16 protein-coding genes are annotated in these 24,545 nt (G+C 61.0%); all 16 read left to right on the plus strand.

Going from position 1 to position 24,545, the window contains the following annotated elements:
* Positions 1 to 104: 104 nt before the first annotated feature.
* The 16 genes from LQ215_RS18515 to LQ215_RS18590 all read left to right on the plus strand — a co-directional run bounded on the left by LQ215_RS18515 (position 105) and on the right by LQ215_RS18590 (position 24,544).
* A complete protein-coding gene (locus LQ215_RS18515; protein ID WP_230151970.1) occupies positions 105 to 1,667 on the plus strand; it encodes a sigma-54-dependent transcriptional regulator in 1,563 nt (520 codons plus the stop codon).
* Between the two features lie 219 nt (positions 1,668 to 1,886).
* Positions 1,887 to 2,624 (plus strand): flagellar basal body rod protein FlgF, encoded by a 738-nt coding sequence (locus tag LQ215_RS18520; RefSeq protein WP_060738660.1) that lies wholly within the window; start codon positions 1,887 to 1,889, stop codon positions 2,622 to 2,624.
* Between the two features lie 49 nt (positions 2,625 to 2,673).
* Positions 2,674 to 3,459 carry a flagellar basal-body rod protein FlgG gene (gene flgG / locus LQ215_RS18525; RefSeq protein WP_003199045.1) on the plus strand — a complete coding sequence of 262 codons (786 nt, stop codon included), beginning with the start codon at positions 2,674 to 2,676 and terminating at the stop codon, positions 3,457 to 3,459.
* A 72-nt stretch (positions 3,460 to 3,531) separates the two neighbouring features.
* Positions 3,532 to 4,227 (plus strand): flagellar basal body L-ring protein FlgH, encoded by a 696-nt coding sequence (flgH, locus tag LQ215_RS18530; RefSeq protein ID WP_230151971.1) that lies wholly within the window; start codon positions 3,532 to 3,534, stop codon positions 4,225 to 4,227.
* 45 nt (positions 4,228 to 4,272) lie between these two features.
* Complete coding sequence (locus LQ215_RS18535) at positions 4,273 to 5,343, plus strand: flagellar basal body P-ring protein FlgI (protein WP_230152013.1); 1,071 nt, start codon at positions 4,273 to 4,275, stop codon at positions 5,341 to 5,343.
* Positions 5,344 to 5,353: 10 nt separating this feature from the next.
* Positions 5,354 to 6,658 carry a flagellar assembly peptidoglycan hydrolase FlgJ gene (flgJ, locus tag LQ215_RS18540; protein ID WP_003199053.1) on the plus strand — a complete coding sequence of 435 codons (1,305 nt, stop codon included), beginning with the start codon at positions 5,354 to 5,356 and terminating at the stop codon, positions 6,656 to 6,658.
* Between the two features lie 10 nt (positions 6,659 to 6,668).
* Positions 6,669 to 8,735, plus strand: coding sequence for a flagellar hook-associated protein FlgK (gene flgK, locus LQ215_RS18545; RefSeq protein WP_003199056.1), 2,067 nt, complete (start codon positions 6,669 to 6,671; stop codon positions 8,733 to 8,735).
* A gap of 13 nt (positions 8,736 to 8,748) precedes the next feature.
* The gene (locus tag LQ215_RS18550; RefSeq protein ID WP_230151973.1) at positions 8,749 to 10,314 is read left to right on the plus strand and encodes a flagellar hook-associated protein 3; all 1,566 of its coding nucleotides are present in this window, start codon (positions 8,749 to 8,751) and stop codon (positions 10,312 to 10,314) included.
* Between the two features lie 107 nt (positions 10,315 to 10,421).
* Entirely contained in the window at positions 10,422 to 14,000 is a 3,579-nt protein-coding gene (locus LQ215_RS18555; RefSeq protein WP_230151975.1) for a glycosyltransferase, read from the plus strand.
* 116 nt (positions 14,001 to 14,116) lie between these two features.
* On the plus strand, positions 14,117 to 17,038 hold the full coding sequence (locus LQ215_RS18560; RefSeq protein WP_230151977.1) for a glycosyltransferase family 2 protein: 2,922 nt from the start codon (positions 14,117 to 14,119) through the stop codon (positions 17,036 to 17,038).
* A gap of 411 nt (positions 17,039 to 17,449) precedes the next feature.
* Entirely contained in the window at positions 17,450 to 18,220 is a 771-nt protein-coding gene (gene rfbF, locus LQ215_RS18565) for a glucose-1-phosphate cytidylyltransferase (RefSeq protein ID WP_230151979.1), read from the plus strand.
* Complete coding sequence (gene rfbG, locus LQ215_RS18570) at positions 18,202 to 19,275, plus strand: CDP-glucose 4,6-dehydratase (protein ID WP_230151980.1); 1,074 nt, start codon at positions 18,202 to 18,204, stop codon at positions 19,273 to 19,275. The genes rfbF and rfbG overlap by 19 nt, the downstream gene beginning before the upstream one ends.
* Positions 19,268 to 20,587: a lipopolysaccharide biosynthesis protein RfbH gene (rfbH, locus tag LQ215_RS18575; RefSeq protein WP_230151981.1), complete on the plus strand. Its 1,320-nt coding sequence runs from the start codon at positions 19,268 to 19,270 to the stop codon at positions 20,585 to 20,587. Before rfbG ends, rfbH begins: the two co-directional genes overlap by 8 nt.
* Entirely contained in the window at positions 20,587 to 21,282 is a 696-nt protein-coding gene (locus LQ215_RS18580) for a sugar phosphate nucleotidyltransferase (protein WP_230151982.1), read from the plus strand. The genes rfbH and LQ215_RS18580 overlap by 1 nt, the downstream gene beginning before the upstream one ends.
* Positions 21,279 to 22,646 carry a GHMP family kinase ATP-binding protein gene (locus LQ215_RS18585; protein WP_230151983.1) on the plus strand — a complete coding sequence of 456 codons (1,368 nt, stop codon included), beginning with the start codon at positions 21,279 to 21,281 and terminating at the stop codon, positions 22,644 to 22,646. The genes LQ215_RS18580 and LQ215_RS18585 overlap by 4 nt, the downstream gene beginning before the upstream one ends.
* Positions 22,643 to 24,544 (plus strand): N-acetylneuraminate synthase family protein, encoded by a 1,902-nt coding sequence (locus LQ215_RS18590; RefSeq protein ID WP_230151984.1) that lies wholly within the window; start codon positions 22,643 to 22,645, stop codon positions 24,542 to 24,544. Before LQ215_RS18585 ends, LQ215_RS18590 begins: the two co-directional genes overlap by 4 nt.
* Position 24,545: the final 1 nt, after the last annotated feature.

Genomic DNA, 24,545 nt, shown 5'->3' on the forward strand with positions numbered 1-24,545 from the left:
GCCCCAAAAACAGGGCCGCTTCGCGCCCCAGCGGGAGCAAGCTCCCTCGCCACAGGGGACTTGAATGGCGCGCCTTTCTATTCCATACGCACCCGGGCCTTTTCATGCGCATCAAAGTCCATTGCCAGAACCGCATCGGCATCCTGCGGGACATTCTCAACCTGTTGGTGGAGTACGGCATCAACGTCGCCCGGGGGGAGGTCGGTGGTGAGCATGGCAACGCGATCTACCTACACTGCCCGAACCTGATCAACATCCAGTTCCAGGCGTTGCGTCCGAAATTCGAAGGCATTGCCGGGGTATTTGGCGTCAAGCGTGTAGGCCTGATGCCCAGCGAGCGTCGGCACATGGAACTCAACGCCTTGCTCGGCGCCTTGGAATTCCCGGTGCTGTCCATCGACATGGGCGGCTCCATCGTTGCGGCCAACCGGGCGGCGGCGCAGTTGCTCGGGGTGCGTGTCGATGAGGTGCCGGGGATCCCCTTGTCCCGCTACGCCGAGGATTTCGACTTGCCGGAACTGGTGCGCGCCAACCAGTCGCGCATCAACGGCCTGCGGGTCAAGGTCAAGGGTGATGTGTTCCTGGCGGACATCGCGCCACTGCAATCGGAACACGACGACAGCGAAGCCATGGCCGGTGCGGTGCTGACGCTGCACCGGGCCGACCGCGTGGGCGAACGTATCTATAACGTGCGCAAGCAGGAGTTGCGCGGCTTCGACAGTATTTTCCAGAGTTCGAAGGTGATGGCGGCGGTGGTGCGCGAGGCCCGGCGCATGGCCCCGCTGGACGCGCCGCTACTAATAGAAGGCGAAACCGGCACCGGCAAGGAACTGCTGGCCCGCGCCTGTCACTTGGCGAGCCCGCGCGGCCAGTCGCCATTGATGGCACTCAACTGTGCCGGGCTGCCGGAGTCCATGGCCGAGACCGAACTGTTCGGCTATGGCCCGGGGGCCTTCGAAGGGGCTCGGGCCGAAGGCAAGCTCGGCCTGCTGGAACTGACCGCCGGGGGGACGCTGTTCCTCGATGGGGTTGGAGAGATGAGCCCGCGCCTGCAAGTGAAATTGCTGCGCTTCCTGCAGGACGGTTGCTTCCGGCGTGTCGGCAGCGACGAAGAGGTGTACCTGGACGTCAGGGTCATCTGCGCCACCCAGGTCGATTTGTCCGAACTCTGCGCCCGGGGCGAATTCCGTCAGGATCTGTACCACCGCTTGAACGTGCTTTCCTTGCACATCCCCCCGCTGCGCGAATGCCTCGATGGCTTGGCGCCGCTGGTGGAACATTTCCTCGACCAGGCCAGCCGCCAGATCGGCTGCGCCTTGCCCAAGCTGGCCCCGGCGGCGATGGACCGTCTCAGTCACTACCACTGGCCGGGCAACGTCCGGCAGTTGGAAAACGTGCTGTTCCAGGCCGTTTCCCTGTGTGACGGCGGCACGGTGAAGGCCGAGCATATCCGCCTGCCGGATTACGGGGTGCGCCAGCCCCTTGGCGATTTTTCCCTTGAAGGTGGGTTGAACGAGATCGTTGGGCGTTTCGAGAAAGCGGTGCTGGAGCGCTTGTACTCCGAGCACCCCAGCAGCCGGCAATTGGGCAAGCGGCTGGGGGTTTCCCATACGACCATTGCCAACAAGTTGCGCGAATATGAAGTTGGCAAGGAGCCTGGAGCGTAATCAAATGGGGTGCAGTTGCCGGATGGGTAAACCTTTGCCTTGCACCGGCACGACACCGCCGGTTTTTCGTCTTCGATACATTTGCACAATCCCTTCCTGTGTCTCCAAGCCCTTTGTTTACCGGGCCTATCAGCGCCAGAAAAAAGTTGGTCTGCAAATTGCTTGAGGCTGTGCAACACAGCAGTGGGCGGCAAACGTCCGGCATGCAGAGGAACGACAGTGGACAAGTACCTTTATGTGGCAATGACCGGCGCCAGCCAGAACGCACTGGCGCAGCGGGCCCATGCCAACAACCTGGCGAACATCTCCACCAACGGATTTCAGAAAGACCTGGAACAGGCGCGCTCGATGCCGGTATTCGGCGACAGCTTTCCGGCGCGGGCGTTTGCCCTGTCCGAACGGCCTGCCACGGACTTCACTCCGGGTGCACTGGTGGAAACCGGTCGTGACCTCGACGTGGCGGTCAGTGGGCCGGGCTGGATGGCCGTGCAGAACCCCGATGGCGGTGAAAGCTACGTGCGCACCGGTAGCCTCAATGTCGACGCCCTGGGCGTGCTGCGGGCCGGCAACGGCATGCCGGTGATGGGCAACGGCGGTCCGATCGCCGTGCCGCCAGAGCAGAAAATCGAAATCGGCCAGGACGGCACCATCAGCATCCGCGCCATGGGCGAAGGCCCGCGAGTGATGGCTGAAGTGGACCGCATCAAGCTGGTCAACCCGGACCTCAAGAACATGACCAAGGGCCTGGACGGTTCGATCCGGACCAAGGACGGCCAGCCGGCGCCCATCGATGCCAACGTGCAGTTGGTGTCGGGTTTCCAGGAAGCGAGCAACGTCAATGCCGTGGATGAAATGACCTCGGTGCTGGCCCTGGCCAAGCAGTTCGAGCTTCACGTCAAGATGATGAACACCGCCAAAGAAGGCGATGAAGCCATGGCTCGGGTCTTGCAGATCTAACTATTAATTACAGCGCTGCGCCGAAAAACAGGCGTACGAGGAGAATCGAATGCTTCCGGCTCTATGGGTTGCCAAAACAGGTCTGTCCGCCCAGGACACCAACCTGACGACCATTTCCAACAACCTGGCGAACGTTTCGACCACGGGTTTCAAACGTGATCGTGCCGAGTTCCAGGACCTGCTGTATCAAGTAAAACGCCAGCCTGGCGCCCAATCGACCCAGGACAGCGAACTGCCGTCGGGCCTGCAAGTGGGTACCGGTGTGCGCATTGTCGGCACCCAGAAAAACTTCACTGCCGGCAGCCTGCAAACCACCGAGCAGCCGCTGGACATGGCCATCGACGGTCGCGGTTTCTTCCAGATCCTGCAGCCGGACGGCACCACGTCCTACACCCGTGACGGTACGTTCCACCTCGACTCCAACGGCCAGATCGTCAACGCCAGCGGTTTCGCCCTGGAGCCGGCCATCATCATCCCGAACGATGCCCAGACCTTCACCGTGGGCCGCGACGGCACCGTGTCCATCACCGTGGCGGGCAACCCGGCCTCCCAGGTGATCGGCAACCTGCAGACCGCCGACTTCATCAACCCGGCCGGCCTGCAAGCAGTGGGCAATAACCTGTTCCTGGAAACCGCCGCCAGTGGCGCGCCGCAAGTCGGCACTCCCGGCCTGAACGGTTTCGGTACCACGCTGCAGAACACCCTGGAAACGTCGAACGTGAGCACCGTGGAGGAGATGGTCAACATGATCACCACCCAGCGCGCCTACGAGATGAACTCCAAGGTGATCTCCACTGCCGACCAGATGCTCTCGTTCGTTACGCAGAATCTGTAATCACGTCGCAACGTCCGTCATTACGTAGACAGGGCGGCCCCAGGGGCGCCTGCAACACCAAGAGGTAGGGTCATGAAACGCTTCGTATCTATTCTGGCACTGAGTGGGATCACCGCACTCGCGGGCTGTGTCGCGCCGACACCCAGGCCCAATGACCCGTATTACGCCCCGGTGTTGCCGCGCACGCCGTTGCCGGCTGCGGCCAACAATGGCTCGATCTACCAGGCTGGCTTCGAGCAGAACCTGTACAGCGATCGCAAGGCTTTCCGGGTCGGTGACATCATCACCATCACCCTGAACGAGCGGACCCAGGCCAGCAAGAATGCCAACTCGCAACTGGACAAGACCAGCAAGACCAGCGTTGGCCTGACCTCGCTGTTCGGCTCCGGCCTGACCGCCAATAACCCGATCGGTGGCGGCGACTTGAGCCTCAACGCCGGCTATGGCTCCGACCGTGCCACCAAGGGCGACAGCAAATCCGGGCAGAGCAACAGCCTGACCGGCTCGATTACCGTGACCGTCGCCGATGTGCTGCCCAACGGCATCATCGTCGTGCGTGGCGAGAAGTGGCTGACCCTCAACACCGGTGACGAACTGGTGCGCATCGCCGGCATGGTTCGCGCCGATGACATCGCCACCGACAACACGGTTTCCTCGACTCGGGTGGCCGATGCACGCATCACCTACTCGGGCACCGGTGCCTTTGCCGATGCGAGCCAGCCAGGTTGGTTCGACCGTTTCTTCCTCAGCCCGAAGTTCCCTTTCTAGGTGGCCCAGTTGAATCTTAAGCAGCTGTTGCTCGGTGCCCTGGTAATGTCGGCAGCCTTTACCGCTCAAGCCGAGCGTCTGAAGGACATTGCCAGCATTTCCGGCGTGCGTTCCAACCAGTTGATCGGCTACGGCCTGGTCGTGGGCCTGAACGGCACCGGTGACCAGACCACCCAGACCCCGTTCACCTTGCAGACCTTCAACAACATGTTGTCGCAGTTCGGCATCAAGGTGCCGGCCGGTTCCGGCAACGTCCAGTTGAAAAACGTCGCGGCGGTGTCGATCAGTGCCGATCTGCCGGCGTTCGCCAAGCCCGGCCAACTGGTGGATATCACCGTCTCGTCCATTGGTAACTCCAAGAGCCTGCGTGGCGGCACCCTGCTGCTGACGCCGCTCAAGGGTATCGACGGCAATGTCTACGCCATCGCCCAGGGCAACCTGGTGGTGGGCGGTTTCGATGCTGAAGGGCGCGACGGTTCGAAGATCACCGTCAACGTTCCGTCGGCCGGTCGCATCCCTGGCGGTGCGTCGGTGGAACGTGCAGTGCCGAGCGGTTTCAATCAGGGCAACAGCCTGACGCTGAACCTCAACCGTTCCGACTTCACCACCGCCAAGCGTATCGTCGACAAGATCAATGACATGCTCGGCCCAGGCGTGGCCCAGGCCCTCGACGGCGGCTCGATCCGCGTCACCGCGCCACTGGATCCGAGCCAGCGGGTCGATTACCTGTCGATCCTGGAAAACCTCGAGGTCGACCCGGGCCAGGCGGTGGCGAAAGTCATCATCAACTCGCGCACCGGCACTATCGTGATCGGCCAGAACGTCAAGGTGTCTCCGGCCGCCGTGACCCACGGCAGCCTGACCGTGACCATCACCGAAGACCCGATCGTCAGCCAGCCTGGTCCGTTGTCCAACGGCCAGACAGCCGTGGTCCCCCGTTCGCGGGTCAATGCCGAGCAAGAAGCCAAGCCGATGTTCAAGTTCGGCCCGGGCACTACCCTGGATGAAATCGTCCGGGCGGTGAACCAGGTCGGCGCGGCGCCAGGCGACTTGATGGCGATTCTCGAAGCCTTGAAACAGGCCGGCGCGTTGCAAGCCGACCTGATCGTGATTTGAGGACCGGTCCATGGACATGCGCAAGGGCACTTTGATCAGCGGGGATTCGGGCTCCTACTCGGACTTGAACCGACTGAACCAACTCAAGGTTGGCGACAAGAACAGCGACGGCAACCTGCGTAAAGTGGCTCAGGAATTCGAGTCGCTGTTCCTTGGCGAAATGCTCAAGTCCATGCGTTCGGCCACCGATGCGCTGGGCAAGGACAATCCGATGAACACGCCGGAAGCCAAGCAGTACCAGGAAATGTACGACCAGCAGTTGGCCGTCTCCATGTCCCGAGAAGGCGGTGGTATCGGCCTGGCCGATGTGCTGCTGCGCCAGATGTCCAAGAACAAACCGCTGGCGCCAGGCGAGGCGGCAAGCTTGTCGGCCGCCAAGCAGCAAGAGGCGCTGGACAAGGTCGCCAAGGCAGCGGTGCCAACGCCAGTGGCCGCCGGCACGCTGCCCGACGGTCCTCTTTCACGCTCCAACGGCCAGCGTCCGCTGTGGGCTTCCCGGGCGGTGAACGTGCCGCAAGGGGCGGGCGAGGGTACTCATCGCAATGACATGGAGCTGATCAACCAGCGCCGCCTGGCCTTGCCGCCGAAACTGGCTGACCGCCTGCTTGCCGGGCTGGTGCCTTCGGCCGCGGCCAACGCCGATGTGCCTGCACAGAACGTCCTGACGGATCGCGCCATCGCCGCCGTCAAGCCGGCGACTGGCGAATTGGCCAATGGCGACTGGTTGGCCGCACTCAAGGCCGCCGAGCCGAAAGGCGACATGCAGGTCTATGGCCGCGCCGTGGCCCAGCCACCGCTGGCACCGGCACGCAAGGCCTTCCGCGATGCCGACGAATTCGTCAACGCCATGTTGCCAATGGCCAAGGAAGCGGCCGACCGCATCGGTGTCGACCCGCGTTACCTGGTGGCCCAGGCCGCTCTGGAAACCGGTTGGGGCAAATCGGTCATGCGCCAGCCCGATGGCAGCAGCAGTCACAACCTGTTCGGTATCAAGGCCAGCGCCAATTGGAAGGGCGATTCGGCCCGGGCGATCACCAGCGAATTCCGCAATGGCGCGATGGTCAAGGAGACGGCCGAGTTCCGTTCCTACGCCTCGTACCGCGACAGTTTCCACGACTTGGTCAACCTGCTGCAAAGCAACAGTCGCTATCAAGATGTGCTGAAGTCTGCCGATAACCCGGAACAGTTTGTACGCGAGTTGCAAAAGGCCGGTTACGCCACCGATCCGCACTACGCCAGCAAGATTTCGAACATAGCCCGGCAGATGACGAGTTACCAAAACTACGCTTCTGCAGGCGCCACCACGACTTTATAAGGTCTGAACCATGAGTTTGCTCAATATAGGGATGTCGGGTCTGTCAGCAAGCCAGACTGCGTTGGTGACCACGGGCAACAACATCGCCAACGTCGATACCGCCGGTTATTCGCGCCAGCAGACCGTACAGACCACCAAGGCTTCGAACCAGTACGGCAACGTGTTCATTGGTTCCGGCACGACCCTGGCCGATGTGCGCCGGGTGTATAACGCCTTCCTTGAAGCACAACTGAAAACCACCACGTCGCTCAACAGTGACGCGGCGGCCTATCAGGGCCAGATCACTCCGCTCGACTCCCTGTTGTCGGACAGCGGCACCGGTCTCAATGGTGCCCTGACCAAGTTTTTCGCCTCGGTGCAGAACGTCAACGCCAAGCCGGGTGACGATGCATCCCGTCAGTTGCTGCTCAGCGACGCCCAGGCCTTGAGTAACCGTTTCAATTCGGTTGCCAACCAGTTGACGGAGCAGAGCCAGAACATCAACGGCAACCTGTCGAACATGGTCGACCAGGTCAATAACCTGGCGGCTACCGTTGCGCAGTTGAACAAGAAAATCGCCGAAGTCTCCAACGCCGGCGGCGCGCCCAATGACCTGCTCGATGCCCGCAGCGAAACCATTCGCCAACTCTCGACGTTCACTGGCACGCAGGTCGTCGAGAACGGCAGCAGCCTGGACATCTACCTGGGCTCCGGCCAACCGTTGGTGATGGGCAACATCGTCAATACCCTGCAAGCGGTGCCGGACAAGAACGATCCGGGGCGCATAGGTATCCAGCTCAACAGCGGTTCCAGTTCCATGGACCTGACGTCGGTGCTCACCGGCGGCGAGATCGGTGGCCTGATGCGCTACCGCAGCACCGTGCTCGATCCGGCCATGAACGAGCTGGGCCGCGTGGCCCTGGTGGTCGCCGACCAGATGAACAGCATCCAGGCCTCGGGCATCGACATGAACGGGGCCTTCGGCTCCAACCTGTTCACTAACATCAACAGCGCCGCGCAGATCAGCCAGCGCAGCGTTGCGTCGTTGAACAACAGCGCCGGCTCCGGCAACTTCAACATCGCCATCAAAGACTCCGGCAAGCTGACCACCAACGACTACAAGGTAACGTTCACCAGCGGTACGGACTACACCGTCCAGCGCCTGCCCGACGGCACCTCGATGGGCGCGTTCAACACCGCGACCACGCCGCCGCCGGTGATTGACGGTTTCTCGATGACCTTCGCCAACGGCACCGCGGCCGCCGGCGATACATTCAAACTCACGCCGACCCGCAACGAGGCGGCCAATATCAAGACCGAGATGACCGACTCCAAGCGGCTGGCGATTGCCGCGCCGTTGGGTGCCGCCATCGTGCCAGGGGGCAGCGGTACGCTGACCATTCCGGCCAACGGCCAGCCGAGCATGACCACCAAGCTGGACATCTACGACGCCGCCACCACGACCATCGTCCAGAACGGCATCAAGAACTCCATGCCGGTCAAGGTGGTGTTCGGCGCGACGTCCGCCGATGGCACCAGCCAGGCTTATCAGTTGCTCGATGCCAAGGGCGTTCAGATCAGCAATGGCACGATCAAACCTGGGGAAAGCAACACCCTGAGCTTGAGTGTTCCGCTCAAGGATGCCAGTGGCGCCCCGATCATGGATTCGTCCGTGCCACCGGTACAACGCACCGTCACGTTCGACATGTCCATTGCCGGTGCTCCGTCCAACGGAGCGTCCATCAATGTCAGCCTCAGCCAGCCCGGCAGCCTGGACAACCGTAACGGTACTGTCCTGGCCGGCTTGCAGACCGCCAAGACCGTGGACACCGGTTCCTCCAGCAAGGGTATTTCCCTGAACGATGCCTACGGCAAGCTGGTGGAAGGCGTCGGCGCCAAGGCCGCCCAGGGCAAGCTCGACAGTGCCGCCACTGGTGCGATCCTGGACAATGCCAAGACCGCCCGCGATTCGCTGTCGGGCGTGGACCTGGATGAAGAAACCGGCAACCTGGTCAAGTTCCAGCAGTACTACACCGCGTCTTCGCAGATCATCAAGGCGGCGCAGCAAATCTTCAGCACTTTGATCAACAGTCTTTAAGGAGCCGTAGCCCATGCGCATTTCTACTTCTCAGTTTTACGAAAGCACGGCTGCGAACTACCAGAAAAACTTCGCCAAGGTGGTCAAGACCAGCGAAGAAGCCAGCAGCCTGGTACGTGTGAACACCGCCGCCGATGATCCGGTGGGCGCTTCGCGTCTGTTGCAGTTGGGCAACCAGGCTTCGATGCTTTCCCAATATGAAGCCAACGTCACCACCATCAAGGCGACCCTGGGCACGACCGAAGCGGTCATGACCAGCATCGGCAACGTGCTGCAGCGCGCCAAGGAATTGGCCGTCAGTGCCGGCAACGCCGCCTACACCGACGCGGACCGTAAAGCCGTTGCCTCGGAGTTGGGGTCGATCGAAGATCAGTTGCTGAGCCTGATGAACACCAAGGATGAAAACGGCAAATACATCTTTTCCGGTTCCAAGGGCGATGTCGTACCGTTCACCCGCAACGACGATGGTACCTACAGTTACAACGGCGACCAGGTGACCCTGGACCTGCCGATCGGCGACACCATGTCGATGGCCACCAACAGCACTGGCTGGGAAGTGTTCCAGCAAGCCGTCAACACCAGTCGCAGCCAGGTCACCATGACCGCGCCGGCGGTGGATGATGGTCGCGTGGTGTTGACCAACGGCCAAGTGTCGTCCAGCGTGACCTACAACAGCCAGTTCCGCAGTGGCGAGCCGTACACAGTGGAATTTGTCAGCGGCACCCAGTTGAAAATCACCGATTCGGGCGGCAATGATGTGACCGCCGAAGCCAGCAAGGGCGGGGTCATAGACCCCAGCTCCCAGGCAGGGCAGAGCGTGGTCTTTCGCGGCGTCGACCTGACCTTGAACGTGAACCTGAAAACCGGTGACGCGGCGGGCACGGTATTGCCCGGCCATACCTTCACCCTGGCCGCCAAACCCGATACGTTCACTCCGGCTCGTGCACCGGGCAACGCCACCGCGACCCAGATCACCGGTAGCTCAATCACTGATCCAGCGGCCTACCACGCCAGCTTTCCGACGGGCTCGGCGGTGCTGAAATTTACCAATGCCACGGACTTCGACCTGTACGCCGCGCCACTGACCGCTGACAGCAAACCGGTGTCCAGCGGCACCCTGGCGGGCAACGTCGCCACCGCATCGGGGGTCAGTTTCACCCTCAATGGCGCTCCGGCGGCTGACGATCAGTTCAGTATTTCGGTCAACACCCACGAAACCCAGAACATCTTGGACACCATTAATCAGTTGCGGAGCGCGCTGAACCAACCAGTCGATGGCAACGCGATCGCCGGGCAGAAACTGAACGCGGCATTGGCTTCGGGCGTTGGTAACCTGGCCAGCGGCACCGACCAATTGACCAGCGCGTTGAGTTCGGTCGGCGGGCGCGGCCAGTCGCTCGACACCCAGAGCGATACCAACCAGAGCTTTGTCCTGGCCAACTCACAGACTCAGTCGGCCATTCGCGATTCCGATCCAGCCGAGGTGATGACACGTTTGACCCTGCAACAAACGATGTTGCAAGCGTCGCAACTTGCGTTCAGCAAAATCGGTCAATTAGGCCTGTTCAACAAGATCTGATGGGCTTGGGGTTATGTCTGAATGAGGTAACCCCCCAGCCTCTTTTTTTACGGCTCAGGAGGTCGACTCTCGTGTGAGGCGGCACCGGCCAGCCGAGAGTCTTTCGCGTGAAACCAACTCCTCTTGTCAGCATCGTCATCCCCGCGTTCAACCCTCGCTTTTTCCGCGAGGCGCTCAAGAGTGCCCTGGATCAGGATTACGAAAACCTGGAAGTTATCGTGTGCGATGACTGCCTGGGTGACGATATCCGCCAGATCGTCGACTCGTTGCAGGATGATTCGAAGATCACCGTGCGCTATCTGTGCAATCCCCAGCGGCTGGGCTTCCAGCAGAACCTGTTGCGTTGCCTGGAGGAAGCGGGTGGGGAATACATCAAATTCTTGTGTGATGACGATAAGTTGTTCCAATCCTGCGTGCGTCAACAGGCACAGGTCCTCGCAGCGCATGACGACGTTCAGTTGGTCATCAGCAAGCGTCACTTTATCGATGCTGACGGTTACGTGCTGCCGATTCGCCTGGAAAACGTCGGCATCGCCTTGTTCGAAGGGCTATACAAGGGTGAAGACCTGCTGGCGTCCGTCGAGGATACGCCGAGAAATATCTTTGGTGGTTTCAGCGGTGCCCTGATGCGTCGGGCGGACATTGTGTCGTTGCTGCCCGCCTTGGCCCAGGTCGGCCAAGGATTTGTCGCGCTGCTTGATCTTGCATTGTTCATTTGCCTGTTAAGGCGCGGCAACCTGGTGGAGCTGTGCAGCCTTGGCAGCCTTGAACGGTTGTACCCGCAAAGGTTGTCTCACCGTCCCGACATCGTCGATGCCTCGATTGTCGAGTGGACCTGGTTGGCCCAGATGTTGGCCCAGCGCAGTGGCGAGCCGGCACCCGCGTCGGGTTGGGTGCGTTATCTGAACCTGGATCAGGTCAAGCCGAACCAGCCCCACGAGTGGGAAGAGTTGAACCTGTATTCGTTGATGGCCAGTCGGCAAGCCATTGTCGCCTATCAGGTCGGCACCGACGCCGAGAGTTACGACGAAGTCTACCGGCAGTGGCTGGAGTATCGACAGTTCGAAAAGGCGCGCCAACGGGTGGTCCTGCGGCAAGTCGAACTCTGGGCACAACGCCCGGGCATTGTGCCGGTGGTGTTCGACTTCGATGGGGACGCCGAGGCGGTGGCATTGACGCTGGACAGTATTGCCTCGCAGATTTACACCAGCGAACCGGTGGTGCTGTTTTCCAATGGCCGGGGTGCGATCGAAGGCAATGTGATGCGTTTGGCGCTGCAACCCGACTGGGTTCGTGCGCTCAATGAGTTGTTGCCACGTCTGGACGGCGCCCATTGGTTCTATCTGCTGCGTGCCGGTGATCGCTTGAGAACCTCGGCGCTGTTGGTGTTGGCCGAACGAGTCAATGCGATGCCTGGCATTGCCTGTGTCTACAGCGACGAAGGTGCGCTGAAAGACGGCAAATCGCTGGAACCGATCTTCAAGCCTGATTTCAATCTCGACCTGATGCGTGCCTACCCTTATGTGGGCCGGGTCCTGGCCTTCTCGCGCCAGCGCGTGCTGGAACTGGGTGGCTTTGACGCGGACCTGGGCGAACTGGCGCCCCATGATCTGATCTGGCGCCTGGTGGAAACCGATGGCCCGCAGACCATCGAGCACTTGGCGGAGATCCAGGTGGAGTCGACCCAGGCTTTCGCCCAATGGCTTTCGCTACCGCAGGTGATCGAGCAGGGGCCTCGTCTGCTGACGACCCACTTGCAGCGCATTGGTGTGGAGCATCAGTTGCATCCTGGACCGTTGCCGTTGATCCCGCGGATCGAGTACCTGCATCCGGAGCGTCCGCTGGTCTCGATCATCATCAGCGTCAAGGATCAACTGGCAGCGCTGGAAAGTTGCATCAACAGTTTGTTGACCACCACCGACTATGGGCATTACGAAGTCATCATCGTCGACAATGGCAGCGAAACCGATGACATGCGCAACTGGCTGGAGGCCATGGCCGAGTTGGGCAGCGACAAGTTGCGAATAGTGGTCGCTGACGAGCAGGGCAACGAAGCGCAGGTGAGGAATTGCGCGGCCCGGCAGGCTCGCGGTGATTACCTGCTGTTGCTCAGTCCATTTTGTGTGATTCACGACGCGGCCTGGTTGGACGAATTATTGAATCATGCCCAGCGTCCTGAAGTGGCCATCGTTGGCCCGCGAACCCTGAACTTGCAGGGCCAGGTGATCGACACCGGCCTGGTGCTCGGGCTCGATGGCCTGGCCGGTCGGCCGTTTGCCAACGAGCAACCCACTGCCGGCGGCTACATGCAGCGTTTGCAGGTCGTGCAGAATTGGAGCGCGGTGAGTGGTCATTGCCTGCTGGTGCGCAGGGCCGTGTTCGATAGCGTGGGAGGCTTGTCGCCTGCCATCGACACGCCAGGCATCAATGTCCTTGAACTGTGCCTGGAAATTGGCAAGCAAGGTTATCTGGTGGTGACGACCCCCTATGCGAACGTGATCCTGAAGCCTTCCGTCGGGGTTGCCCGCGAGGCGTCCTGGAAGCAGCGCGTGGAGCAGGAGCAAGAGTCGTTTTATCAGCGCTGGTTACCCAAAATCGCCAATGACCCGGCCTACAACCGCAACCTTAGCCTGACCGGTAACAGCTTCATCCTGGCACCGGGCCAGCGCACTGGATGGAACCCCCTCTGCAGCCAGCCGCTGCCGTCCATCCTGGGCCTGGCCCTCAACAGTTCAGCCATCGGCCACTATCGCATCAGCCAGCCGCTGATTGAATTGCATAACGCTGGACGGATCGTCGGACGGGTGTCCTATGAAATGCCATCGATCATCGAAATCGAGCGCGAAGCGCCGGATGTGGTTGTGTTCCAGGGGCGCTACAACAACAGTAAGTTCAATGACCTCGTCCAGGTGAAAACCTATTCGAACGCCATGCGCATCTACGAACTCGATGACTATGTGGCGCGGATCCCCGTAAAGAACGATCACACTCGCAACATGCCGGACAATATCCAGGATCTGTTGGAACGCGGTATCGCCTTGTGCGATCGGGTGGTGGTTTCGACGTTTCCGCTGGCTGACGCGTTGTCGAACCTGCATCACGATATTCGCGTGGTGCCGAACATGCTGGCGCCTCACCTGTGGAACGGCATCTCCAGCCGGCGTCGCACCTCGATCAAGCCTCGGGTCGGTTGGGGCGGCGGCACCAGCCACCGGGGCGATCTGGAAGTCATCGCCGAGGTGGTACGCGAGCTGGCCGACGAAGTCGAATGGGTTTTTTTCGGTATGTGTCCGGATTCGCTCAGGCCCTATGTGCACGAATACCATGGCGGCGTCGCGCTCTCTTCGTACCCGGCCAAGCTGGCGGGCCTGAACCTGGACCTGGCCCTGGCACCGCTGGAGCAGCATATTTTCAATGACTGCAAAAGCAACCTTAGGTTGTTGGAATACGGTGCTTGCGGCTATCCGGTCATTTGTACCGAAACCGAAGCCTACCGCGGTCATCTACCCTGTACCCAGGTGAAGACCAACAGCACGCAGGAGTGGCTGGAGGCGATTCGCATGCATCTGTCAGACCCGCAGGCCAGTTATCGAATGGGTGATCAGCTACGTGAGATGGTGCTGCGCGATTTCATGCTGCGCGGCGATAACCTGCGCTACTGGGCCGATGGCTGGCTGCCGGATTGATTGACAGTATCCGTGCGCGGCCTAGTCTGACCGACAGAACGACGACCGGATTTCGAACCGGGACGCCATGAACATGATGCCGCCGACCAGGCGACTCGCTCGTTATAGGAATTCATATGCAACGCAGTACTGCCAATGATTCATCCGCTCCGTTGAACGAGCGTTTCACCTTGGTGCTTTTGGCCCATGAGCAACCTGAAGCCTTGCGCAGGGCGTTGCGTTACTACGCAGCTTACCCCTGCGCTGTGCTCGTCCTCGATTCGTCTGCCGAACCGGATGCCGACAGTGTGGCAACATTGTCCGGCGTGCGTTATGTGCATCGGCCCGACACCGGTCACTTCGCTGGCAAGCTGCGTCAGGGGCTGGAGCTCGTTGCGACGCCGTACCTGGCCATGGTCGATGTCGATGCCTTCCTGCTGCCCGAAGCGCTTGATCAGTCGTTGGAGTTCCTGGCTGCCCACAGCGATTATTCGGCCTGCCAAGGTTACGCGCTGACCTTCGAGGCCCACGCCGCTCGTGTCGATTATTACCGCCGTGACCGCAAGGGCGTCGAGGATTTTGCCGAGTCTTGTGCCCTGGAACGCTTGGCGACGTACGCCAGCCACTGCCCGTCGTTGATCAATGCTGTCATTCGGACCGAGACCGTGCGGCGCTGGTACGCCGTATTACCTGCGGATTTCGACCTGACCTGGCAAGAGCTTGGTCATGGTTGTGCGCTGATGGCAGCCGCGAAGGTGCGTATCCTGCCGATTCCTTACGCGGTACACGCGTTGCAAATCCCTTCGACACTTGAAGCAGGCCAACTGGCGGCCATGCTGAGCTATCGCGATGCGACCACAGCGGGGATCCGTGAGCGCCTTGTGGCGATGCTGGGTTCGATTTTCGAGATGGATCAGGACGAGTCATCGCAGGCCGTCGAGAGCCTGGTGGGGATGGGCGATTATTTGAGTCAGCGCGCCGCTTTCGCTCGGGCCAAGCTGTTCGAGTCGGGCTGGCTTTCGCAGTTGGAAGGACCGGTCTGCCGTTTCGAGCCGACGCAGTTTGTCGAGTTGCCGTTTTATAATCAGCCGTTTTTCGAATGCCTGTCCAGGCTCGAGTTCCTGATGCATGCGATGCCTGCCGGACGCGTGCAACTGCAAGAGCTGGAAGCGGTGCTGCTCAAGCAAAAAGAACTGACGCGACCACAGCGCAACACCGGCGCCGAACCGCTTAACGAACGCTTGCTCAAGGCTTTCGAACTCAACGCTTTCAACCTCGATGTGGTGCAACAGTTGGCCGCCATCCTCGAAGAAGGCGGTGCCGAAGCAGTGAGCCTGAAGTTGAAGGAATGGGCGCAGCGTCTCCAGGACGTCATGGTGCAAGATCATGCCAGTCTTTTCGAAACCATGCGGTCCGGCCAGTTGCTACGCTGGCTGGATGGGCGTGAGCCGAGCGCGGGCCAGGTCAAGGACATCACCCGCTACCTGGCTCGCCATCAGGGCGGACCGACGTTCGGCCTCCTGTTGCTGGACCTGGAGGCGGATTTCACCCGCCTGCAGACCACCTTCGACAGTGTGATCAACGGGGCTTGCAGGGCATTCAAGATCATTGTGTTCACGACCGGTGACCTGCCGGCCGAAACGACCCTCCAGAACACCCTGCATTTCGTCAAGGTCAATGAAAGCAACTATGTGGATCGGATCAACCAGGTCATCAGCCAGAGCGATTGCGACTGGGTGGTCCTGGCCGAGGCGGGAGATGAGCTGACGCCATCCGGTCTGTTGCATGCCAGCCTGGAACTGCTTGACGCACCGCAATGCCGGGCGGTGGCCATGGATGAATTCCAGCGCCAGCCCGATGAAACCCTGAGCGATGTGTTCCGTCCCGGCTTCAATCTCGATTTGTTGTTGAGCGTACCTTCGTTGATGGCGCGACACTGGTTGGTACGGCGAGAGGTGCTGGTGCAGGCCGGGGGGTATTCGCGCGATTTCAAGGACGCCTTGGAGTTCGAATTGCTCCTGCGGTTGATCGAACAGGGTGGCATGGGCGGCCTGGCGCATCTGGACGAACCGCTGCTGATTTGCCAGGCGCAGTCGGACAGCGACAACGCCGACGAGCGCAAGGCCCTGCTTCGTCACCTCGCGGCACGGGGCTACAAGGCTGACGTCAGTTCGGCGGTACCGGGTGTCTACAAGATCGACTACCGCTTTATCGAACGTCCGCTGGTGTCGATTATCCTGCATGGCGACGGCGACCTGGTCACCCTGCAGCGATGCATCATCAACGTGCTGCAGCGTACCCGCTACCAGCGCTTCGAACTGCTGGTGGCCGAACATCCGGTCCACGGCGCAGCATTGAAGGACTGGCTCCGCAGCCAGGGTCATCAGGCCAGTCGTGTGCGGTTCATCGATGTCGAGCCGGGGCTTGCCACGGCGGTCCTGATCAACCAGGCCAGCCAGCAGGCCAAGGGTGAGTATCTGCTCACCTTGGCGGTGGACAGCGAAGTGGTGAACGTCAACTGGATCGAACTCCTGCTCAACCAGGCCCAACGTCCGGAAGTCGGCGTGGTCGGTGCCAGATTGATCGACCGTCAGGGACGTACGACCCAGGCGGGCCTGATGCTTGGGTTCAACGGCGTGGTGGGCTCGGCGTTCGTCGGTGAGGCGGCGGATGCGCGGGGCTACATGAACCGCCTGGTGGCCGAACAGGATTGCTCTGCGGTGTCCTTTGCTTGCCTGATGGTCTCCGCGCAGCTGTTCCAGGCGGCGGATGGCGTGGATGACGCCTTGTTCGCCAAGGGGCTGGGTGACGTGGACCTGTGCCTGCGAATCGCACAGGCCGGTTATCTCACGGTGTGGACGCCGTACGTTCAGGTCGTCAATCCGGGCATCCTGTCGTCTTCGGACGAAGCCCGCCAGGCCCTGGTCGGGAAATGGCAGGACGCGCTGTCCCATGATCCGAACTACAACGCCAACCTGGCGACGACCGGTCCCGGTTTTATCCTTGGACCGGTGGTACCGGTGCCGTGGTCGAAGCTCATTGGCCGGGCAGGCGCGTAGGAGCCCAGGCTTATCGCTGAACCACCGCTAGCGCGAGCAAGTCCGCTCGCGATAGCGGTGGTTCAGCTCATGGGGAAGGTGACTATGTTGCCGTCATCGCGAGCAAGCTTGCTCCCCCGCTTATTCTCCCCTGCGGACGCAACATCCGCGCTTGTTACCCTCTCTGTACACATCAGCCAATCCTGAAATCCTAGCGAAACGAAGCCCAAAAAAACGGCGCTTTCTCTCTCCAGAGCGAGCGTCGTTTTTTCTTCAAGGCCCAGTAAATACAGGCTTCCAGCCAGTGGCACCATAATTGCTTTCTAGGTATCAGCGCCTGTATTACCGGCGGGGACGCCGAATAATTGGCGTCTCTTGTGAGTAGTCCGAGCGTCTTTGACGCTGATGCGGTTCACCTTTTGAGAGAGATATATGAAGGCAGTAATTCTGGCTGGAGGATTGGGCACTCGCATCAGTGAGGAGTCGCATCTCAAGCCCAAGCCGATGATTGAAATTGGTGGCAAGCCCATCATCTGGCACATCATGAAAATCTACTCTCACTATGGCATCAACGACTTCGTGATCTGCCTTGGCTACAAGGGCTACGTCATCAAAGAGTATTTCGCCAACTACTTCCTGCACATGTCGGATGTCACGTTCGACCTGGCTGAAAACAGCATGCATATCCATCAGGGCAAGGCCGAGCCATGGCGCGTGACCCTGGTGGACACGGGTGAAGTCACCGGCACCGGTGGACGACTCAAGCGCGTGCGCAACTACCTGGGCGACGAGACGTTCTGCCTGACCTATGGCGATGGCGTGTCCAACGTCAACATCCGTGAGCTGGTGGCCTTCCATCAACAGCACGGCAAGCTGGCGACGGTCACGAGCGTCCAGCCACCGGGCCGCTTTGGCGCGATGGAACTCGAAGGCGCTTGCGTCAGGGGGTTTCAAGAAAAACCCCAAGGCGATGGCGGTTGGATCAACGGTGGCTTTTTCGTGCTGGAGCCCGCGGCGCTCGATGGCATTGAAGATGACACGACGACCTGGGAATACGAGCCGATGCGCAACCTGGCCCGGCAAGGTCAATTGATGAGCCACTTGCACCATGGCTTCTGGCAACCGATGGACACGCTACGTGACCGTGTATTGCTCGAAGAGCGCTGGAGCAGCGGCCAAGCCGAATGGAAACTCTGGTCGTGAATGCATTCTGGGCGGGTAAAAAAGTTTTCCTGACTGGCCATACCGGCTTCAAGGGCGGCTGGCTGGCGTTGTGGTTGCGTCAGTTGGGGGCCGAGGTCCGTGGCTTTGCCTTGCCGGCCGACACCACGCCAGCCTTCTGGTCTGTCGCTGGGCTGGAGGGCCTGGTTCCGGGGGATCTGGCGGACATTTGCGACGGTGCGGCGTTGTCCTCGGCGCTCCAGGCATTCCAGCCGGACGTGGTCCTGCACCTGGCCGCACAGGCGTTGGTTCGCGAGGCCTACCGCAACCCTGCCCAGACCTATGCCACCAACGTCATGGGGACCGTCAATCTGCTTGAAGCCGTTCGTCATTGCCCTGGCGTGCGGGCAGTGGTGGTGGTGACGACCGATAAGTGCTACGAGAACCGCGAATGGGTCTTGCCTTATCGCGAGTATGACGCCCTGGGCGGGTTCGACCCCTATAGCAACAGCAAGGCCTGTGTCGAGTTGCTCTGTGCTTCTTACCGCAACTCGTTCCTGAACGAGTCTGGCGTGGCACTGGCGACCGCTCGGGCAGGCAATGTCATCGGTGGCGGCGACTGGTCGCCGGAGCGCCTTGTGCCGGATATTTTTCGCGCCTGGCAACACAACGAAGAAGTGGTCCTGCGTTATCCCCAGGCGACCCGTCCATGGCAACACGCGCTCGAGCCGTTGATGGGCTACCTGATGCTGGCCCGGGCGCTGGTGGAAGAGGGCGAACGTCACGTCGGCGCCTGGAACTTCGGCCCTGAGAGCGGCAACGTCGCTTCGGTGGAAACCATCGTCGGCCTGCTCGCCGAGCAATGGCCGGTACCGGTGCGCTGGTCGGTGGATCCGCAAGCGCAACCCCACGAGGCTGGTTTATTGGCACTCGATTCCAATAAGGCACGCGAAGAGCTTGGCTGGAGGCCGCGCTGGTCGCTGGCAACCAGCCTTGAACGCACGCTGGCCTGGCACCTGGCCTGGCAGAACGGCCAGGACATGCACACCTTTACCCGCAACCAGATCGCGGATTACCAAGGCGATATCCATGAGTGAAAGTACTACGCAGTTGCGCCAACAAATTGTCGAGCTGGTGGGGCGCTACGCGCAGTCGGCGCTCGCTCCGCAGGTATTCGTTGCCGGCCAGAGCAGCGTACCGCCGGCTGGCAAGGTAATCGGCGCCGCTGAGTTGCAATCGATGACCGAGGCGGTGCTGGACGGTTGGTTGACCACCGGACGGTTCAACGAGGCCTTTGAAAAACGCCTGGGCAAGTACTTGGGGCGGCGCTGTGTGCTGACCACCAATTCGGGGTCGTCGGCCAACCTGCTGGCATTTTCTGCCTTGACCTCCCCGCGCCTGGGCGATCGCGCGATCAAGCCCGGCGATGAAGTGATCGGTGTTGCCGCTGGCTTCCCGACCACCGTCAATCCGATCCTGCAGTTCGGCGCCGTCCCGGTGTTCGTCGACGTCCAGATGGGCACCTACAACATCGACCCGGCCAAGATCGAAGCGGCGATCGGGCCGAAGACCAAGGCCATCATGTTGGCGCACACCCTGGGCAACCCCTATGACCTGGGTGTCGTGCGAGCGCTGTGCGACAAATACAAGCTGTGGCTGATCGAAGACTGCTGCGATGCCCTGGGCTCGACCTACAAGGGCCAGATGGTCGGCACGTTCGGCGACATCGGCACCCTGAGCTTTTACCCGGCGCACCACATCACCATGGGCGAGGGCGGGGCGGTGTTCACCGACAGCCCGCTGCTCAAGCGCATCATGGAGTCCTTCCGTGACTGGGGCCGCGATTGCTACTGCGAGCCTGGCCAGGACAACACCTGCAAGCAGCGCTTTTGCAAGCAGATGGGCGAACTGCCTGAGGGTTACGACCACAAGTACACCTATTCGCACTTGGGCTATAACCTGAAGATTACCGACATGCAGGCTGCCTGTGCCCTGGCGCAGATGGACCGTGTGGAAGACTTCACGGTTGCGCGCAAGCGCAACTTCCGCTGGCTCAGCGAGCGCCTGGCCAATTGCGCCGATTTCCTCATCCTGCCCGAGGCGACTGCGGACAGCGACCCCTCGTGGTTTGGTTTTCCCGTGACCCTGCGCGACGGCTGCGGCATCCAGCGTGTCGAGCTGTTGCGTTACCTGGATAGCCAGAACGTTGGCACCCGCTTGCTGTTCGCCGGCAACCTGGTGCGTCAACCCTACATGCTGGGCCGCAACTTCCGCATCAGTGGCGAGTTGACGGTCACCGACAAGATCATGAACGACACCTTCTGGATCGGCGTCTGGCCGGGCCTGGGTGAAGAGCACCTGGGCCACGCGGCACGTTGCCTGGAACACTTTTTCGGGCTGGATCGCTGATGCGCGCCTATGTCCTCTGTGGAGGTTTCGGTACTCGCCTGAGTGCCGTGCTTCAAGGCTCGCAGAAAGCCGTCGTGGATATTCACGGCCGGCCATTCCTGGCGCTGGTGCTGGCTGAGCTCAAGCAGGCGGGCATCACGCAGGCGGTTTTGTGCGCACATTATCGGGCCGATCAATTGGCCGAGCTGCTGCCGTCGCTGATGGCCGAAACCGGGCTGGACCTGCAGATTGTGGTGGAAAAACAACCCATGGGCACCGGTGGCGCGGTCCTGCACGCCTTGCATCAAATGCCCCCCGAAGGTCGCTTCCTGGTACTCAACGCCGATACCTGGCTCGACCGCCAGGCCTATCGGTTGGCCATGGCCGCCACCGGCGACGTGCTGGTGGGGGTGCAGGTGGAGGATCGTTCCCGCTACGGCAGCCTGGACTGCTCCGAGGATCTGCGATTGCTGGCGCTCAACGAAAAGGGGCTGAGCGGACCAGGCCGGGTCAATGCTGGTGTCTATGCCTTCGCCGCCGACTCTTTGCAGGCATGCACCGTCCAGGCCTGCTCGATGGAGCAGGACATCCTGCCGATGCTTATCCGCCGGCAGTCACTCAAGGTCTGTGCCTACACCGGGCCCTTTATCGATATTGGAACGCCTGACGCCTTGAGCGCATTCAAGTCGGGGTTCAAGGAGGCCGTCAACTCATGAATCAATTGGCCAGAACACAAACGGTCTACCTGAACCAGACCATTCTCGATGCCGTCGAGTGCATCGAGACGGGCGATTTGCAAATCGTCTTCGTGGTCAACGAGCAGTGGCGCCTGGAAGGCGTGTTGACCAACGGCGACTTGCGTCGTTACCTGCTCCAGGGCGGGGCGACGAACGTGCCGGTCACCGAGTGCATGAACACCGCTTACCGTTCGGTAAAAGTGGGTGCATCGCGCGAAGAAATGCTCAAGATCTTCGACCTGAGCTACAACGCCATTCCGGTCGTGGACGATTCCGGCTGCCTGGTGGATGTCGTCACGCCCGCACGGCTGGCGGCCAACCAGGAAGTGCCGGTGCTGGCCCGGGCGCGGGCGCCGGTGCGCATGAGCTTCAGTGGCGGTGGTTCGGACCTGACCTATTACTTCGTGGAAAACCCGGCCGCTGTGCTCAGTTGCACGGTCGGGCTGTATTCCCACGCGACGTTGATCCCGCGTACCGACAATGTGATCCGGATTTTCTCCGAAGACCTGTGCACCCGCGAGTCCTATGAGTCCTTGGATGACCTCATGGACCATGCCGACAAGGGGCTGCTGGCGACCATCGTTTCGGTCATCCAACCCAACTACGGGCTGGATCTGTACATGCGTTCCGATTTTCCGGTGGGCTCTGGGCTGGGTGGCTCGTCGGCGGTCGCCACGGCGATCATTGCCGCGTTCAATGAACTGCGCCGCGATCGCTGGAGCACCTATGAGGTCGCGGAGCTGGCATTCCAGGCCGAGCGCCTGTGCTTTGGCATCGCCGGTGGCTGGCAGGACCAGTACGCTTCGGCGTTCGGTGGTTTCAACCTGATCGAGTTCAAGGAAGGTCGCAACCTGGTGCACCCGATCCGCCTTGAAGATTCGATTTGCAACGAGCTGGAAGAGTGCCTGGTGCTCTGCGATACCCGCATCTCCCATGACTCCGGCAAGCTCCACGTCCAGCAACGCGAAGAAATGAGCAGCAAGGGCCAGCAAAGCCTGCTGCTGACAGAAAGCGTGTCGCTGTGCCGCCGCATGCACCATCACTTGATCCGGGGCGAGCTGCATGATTTCGGGCGCTGCCTGCACGACGGCTGGATGCTCAAGAAACAGTTTTCCCAAGCCGTGAGCGATGGCGTGCTCGACCAGATCTATGAGTGCGCCCTTAACGCGGGCGCCCTGGGTGGCAAGTTGCTGGGCGCCGGTGGCGGTGGTTTCTTCCTGTTTTTCGTACAACCCCAGCACCGTCAAGCCGTGACCGAAAAGGTCAGAGCGCTTGGCTGCCGAACCACCGATTTCCGTTTTGAATCCAGCGGTGTCACTTCCTGGCGGACCAAAATTCAATGAGCAAGCAGATATTCAGCATCGATGGGATCACCATTGGTGAGGACCACACTTTTGTCATCGCGGAAGTGGGCAACAACCATAACGGCTCGGTGGAGCTGGCCCGGCAACTGGTGGACGCCTCCATCGAGGCGGGCGCCGACTGCGTGAAGTTCCAGCTGCGCAACCGCGAAGCCCTGTACCGGCGCAAGGCCGATGGCTCGCGCGCTGAAGACTTGGGTGTGGAATACATTCAAGACCTGTTGGATAAAGTCGAACTGAGCGTGGATGAACATCGGCTGATTCGCGACTACTGCGCGCAAAAGGGCATCAGTTATATCTGCACCCCTTGGGACGAGCCGAGTGTGGACGTGCTGGCCGGTTTCGACGTGCCAGCGCTGAAAATCGCCTCCGCCGACCTCTGCAACCCTTACCTGATCGCCAAGGCCGCGTCCCTGGGCAAGCCGTTGATCCTGTCGACCGGCATGTCCCTGGAGCATGAGATCGAGCGCGCCATCGAGCAGTTGAACGGTTTGGGCGTACCGTTCGCATTGCTGCATTGCAACAGCACCTACCCGGCACCGGAAACCGATATCCAACTCGGTTACCTGGCACGTCTGCGCGAGCTGCACGGCCTGATCGGTTACTCCGGTCACGAACGTGGCACTGCCATCAGCATCGCGGCCGTGGCGCTGGGCGCCAAGCTGATCGAGCGCCACATCACCCTCGATCGCGGCATGGAAGGTCCGGACCACCTCGCCAGCCTGGAACCCGAAGAATTCCGTCAACTGGTCGAAGGCATCCGCCAGGTCGAGAAAGCGTTGCCGTGGACCGGACCGGGGCGCCACGCCAGCCAGGGCGAATTGCTCAACCGCGAAAACCTCGGCAAAAGCGTGATCGCCGCCCGCGCCATCGAGCCTGGCGAAACGTTCACCCAGGACATGCTGCGTGTCGCCAGTCCGGGCCAGGGCCTGCCGCCGTATCGATTGGCCGATCTGCTGGGCAAGCAAGCCGGACGGGCCATTGCCCAGGGCGATTTCCTGTTCGACAGCGACCTGCTTGCCCAGCAAGTGATCCGTCGCGAATACGCCATGCCGATTCTCTGGGGCGTGCCGGTTCGTTATCACGACTTTTTGCAATACGACCAGTGGATCAAGCCCGACCTGTTCGAATTCCATTTGTCCTACCGCGACCTCAGTATGGCGCCACACGCGTACCTGCGAACCGTGGAATGCTCGCGCCTGGTGGTCCATGCGCCCGAGTTGTTCGAAAACAGCGAACTGCTGGACCTGGTGGCCGATGACCTGGAATACCGTCAGCGCTCCATTGCCAACCTGCAACGGGTGGTGGATGCGACCTTGCAGATCGCCGAGTTCTTTCCCAGCGCCGATTCGCTGCTGATCGTGGCGAACATCGGTGGCTTCTCGGCTGACGAACCCTTCCCGGTCAGTCATCGGGCCGAGCTGTATCGACGCTTTCGCGAGTCCTGCGCCCAGATCGATTTTGGCCGTACCGAACTGATCCCGCAAAACATGGCGCCGTTCCCGTGGCACTTCGGCGGGCAGCGCCACCAGAACATTTTCATGATGCCGCAGGAGCTGGCCGAGCAGGCCAAGGCCATGAACATGCGCCTGTGCCTGGACCTCTCGCATCTGCAAATGGCCTGTTTCCACTTCGGCCTGGACTTCCAGGCGGCGCTGGCCCTGTTGCTGCCGCATTCGGCGCACCTGCATGTGGCGGATGCCAAGGGCAGTAACGGCGAAGGTGTCCTGATGGGCACCGGGGACGTGGACTGGCCGGCCACTTGGGCGCAGCTCAAGGATTATCCACAGGTGAGTTTTATTCCCGAAGTGTGGCAAGGCCACAAGGACCACGGTGCCGGATTCTGGTCGGCGCTTGAATTCCTGAACGAATTGAATTGAG

The organism is Pseudomonas brassicacearum (genome assembly GCF_918698105.1).
Classification (GTDB): domain Bacteria; phylum Pseudomonadota; class Gammaproteobacteria; order Pseudomonadales; family Pseudomonadaceae; genus Aquipseudomonas; species Aquipseudomonas brassicacearum_F.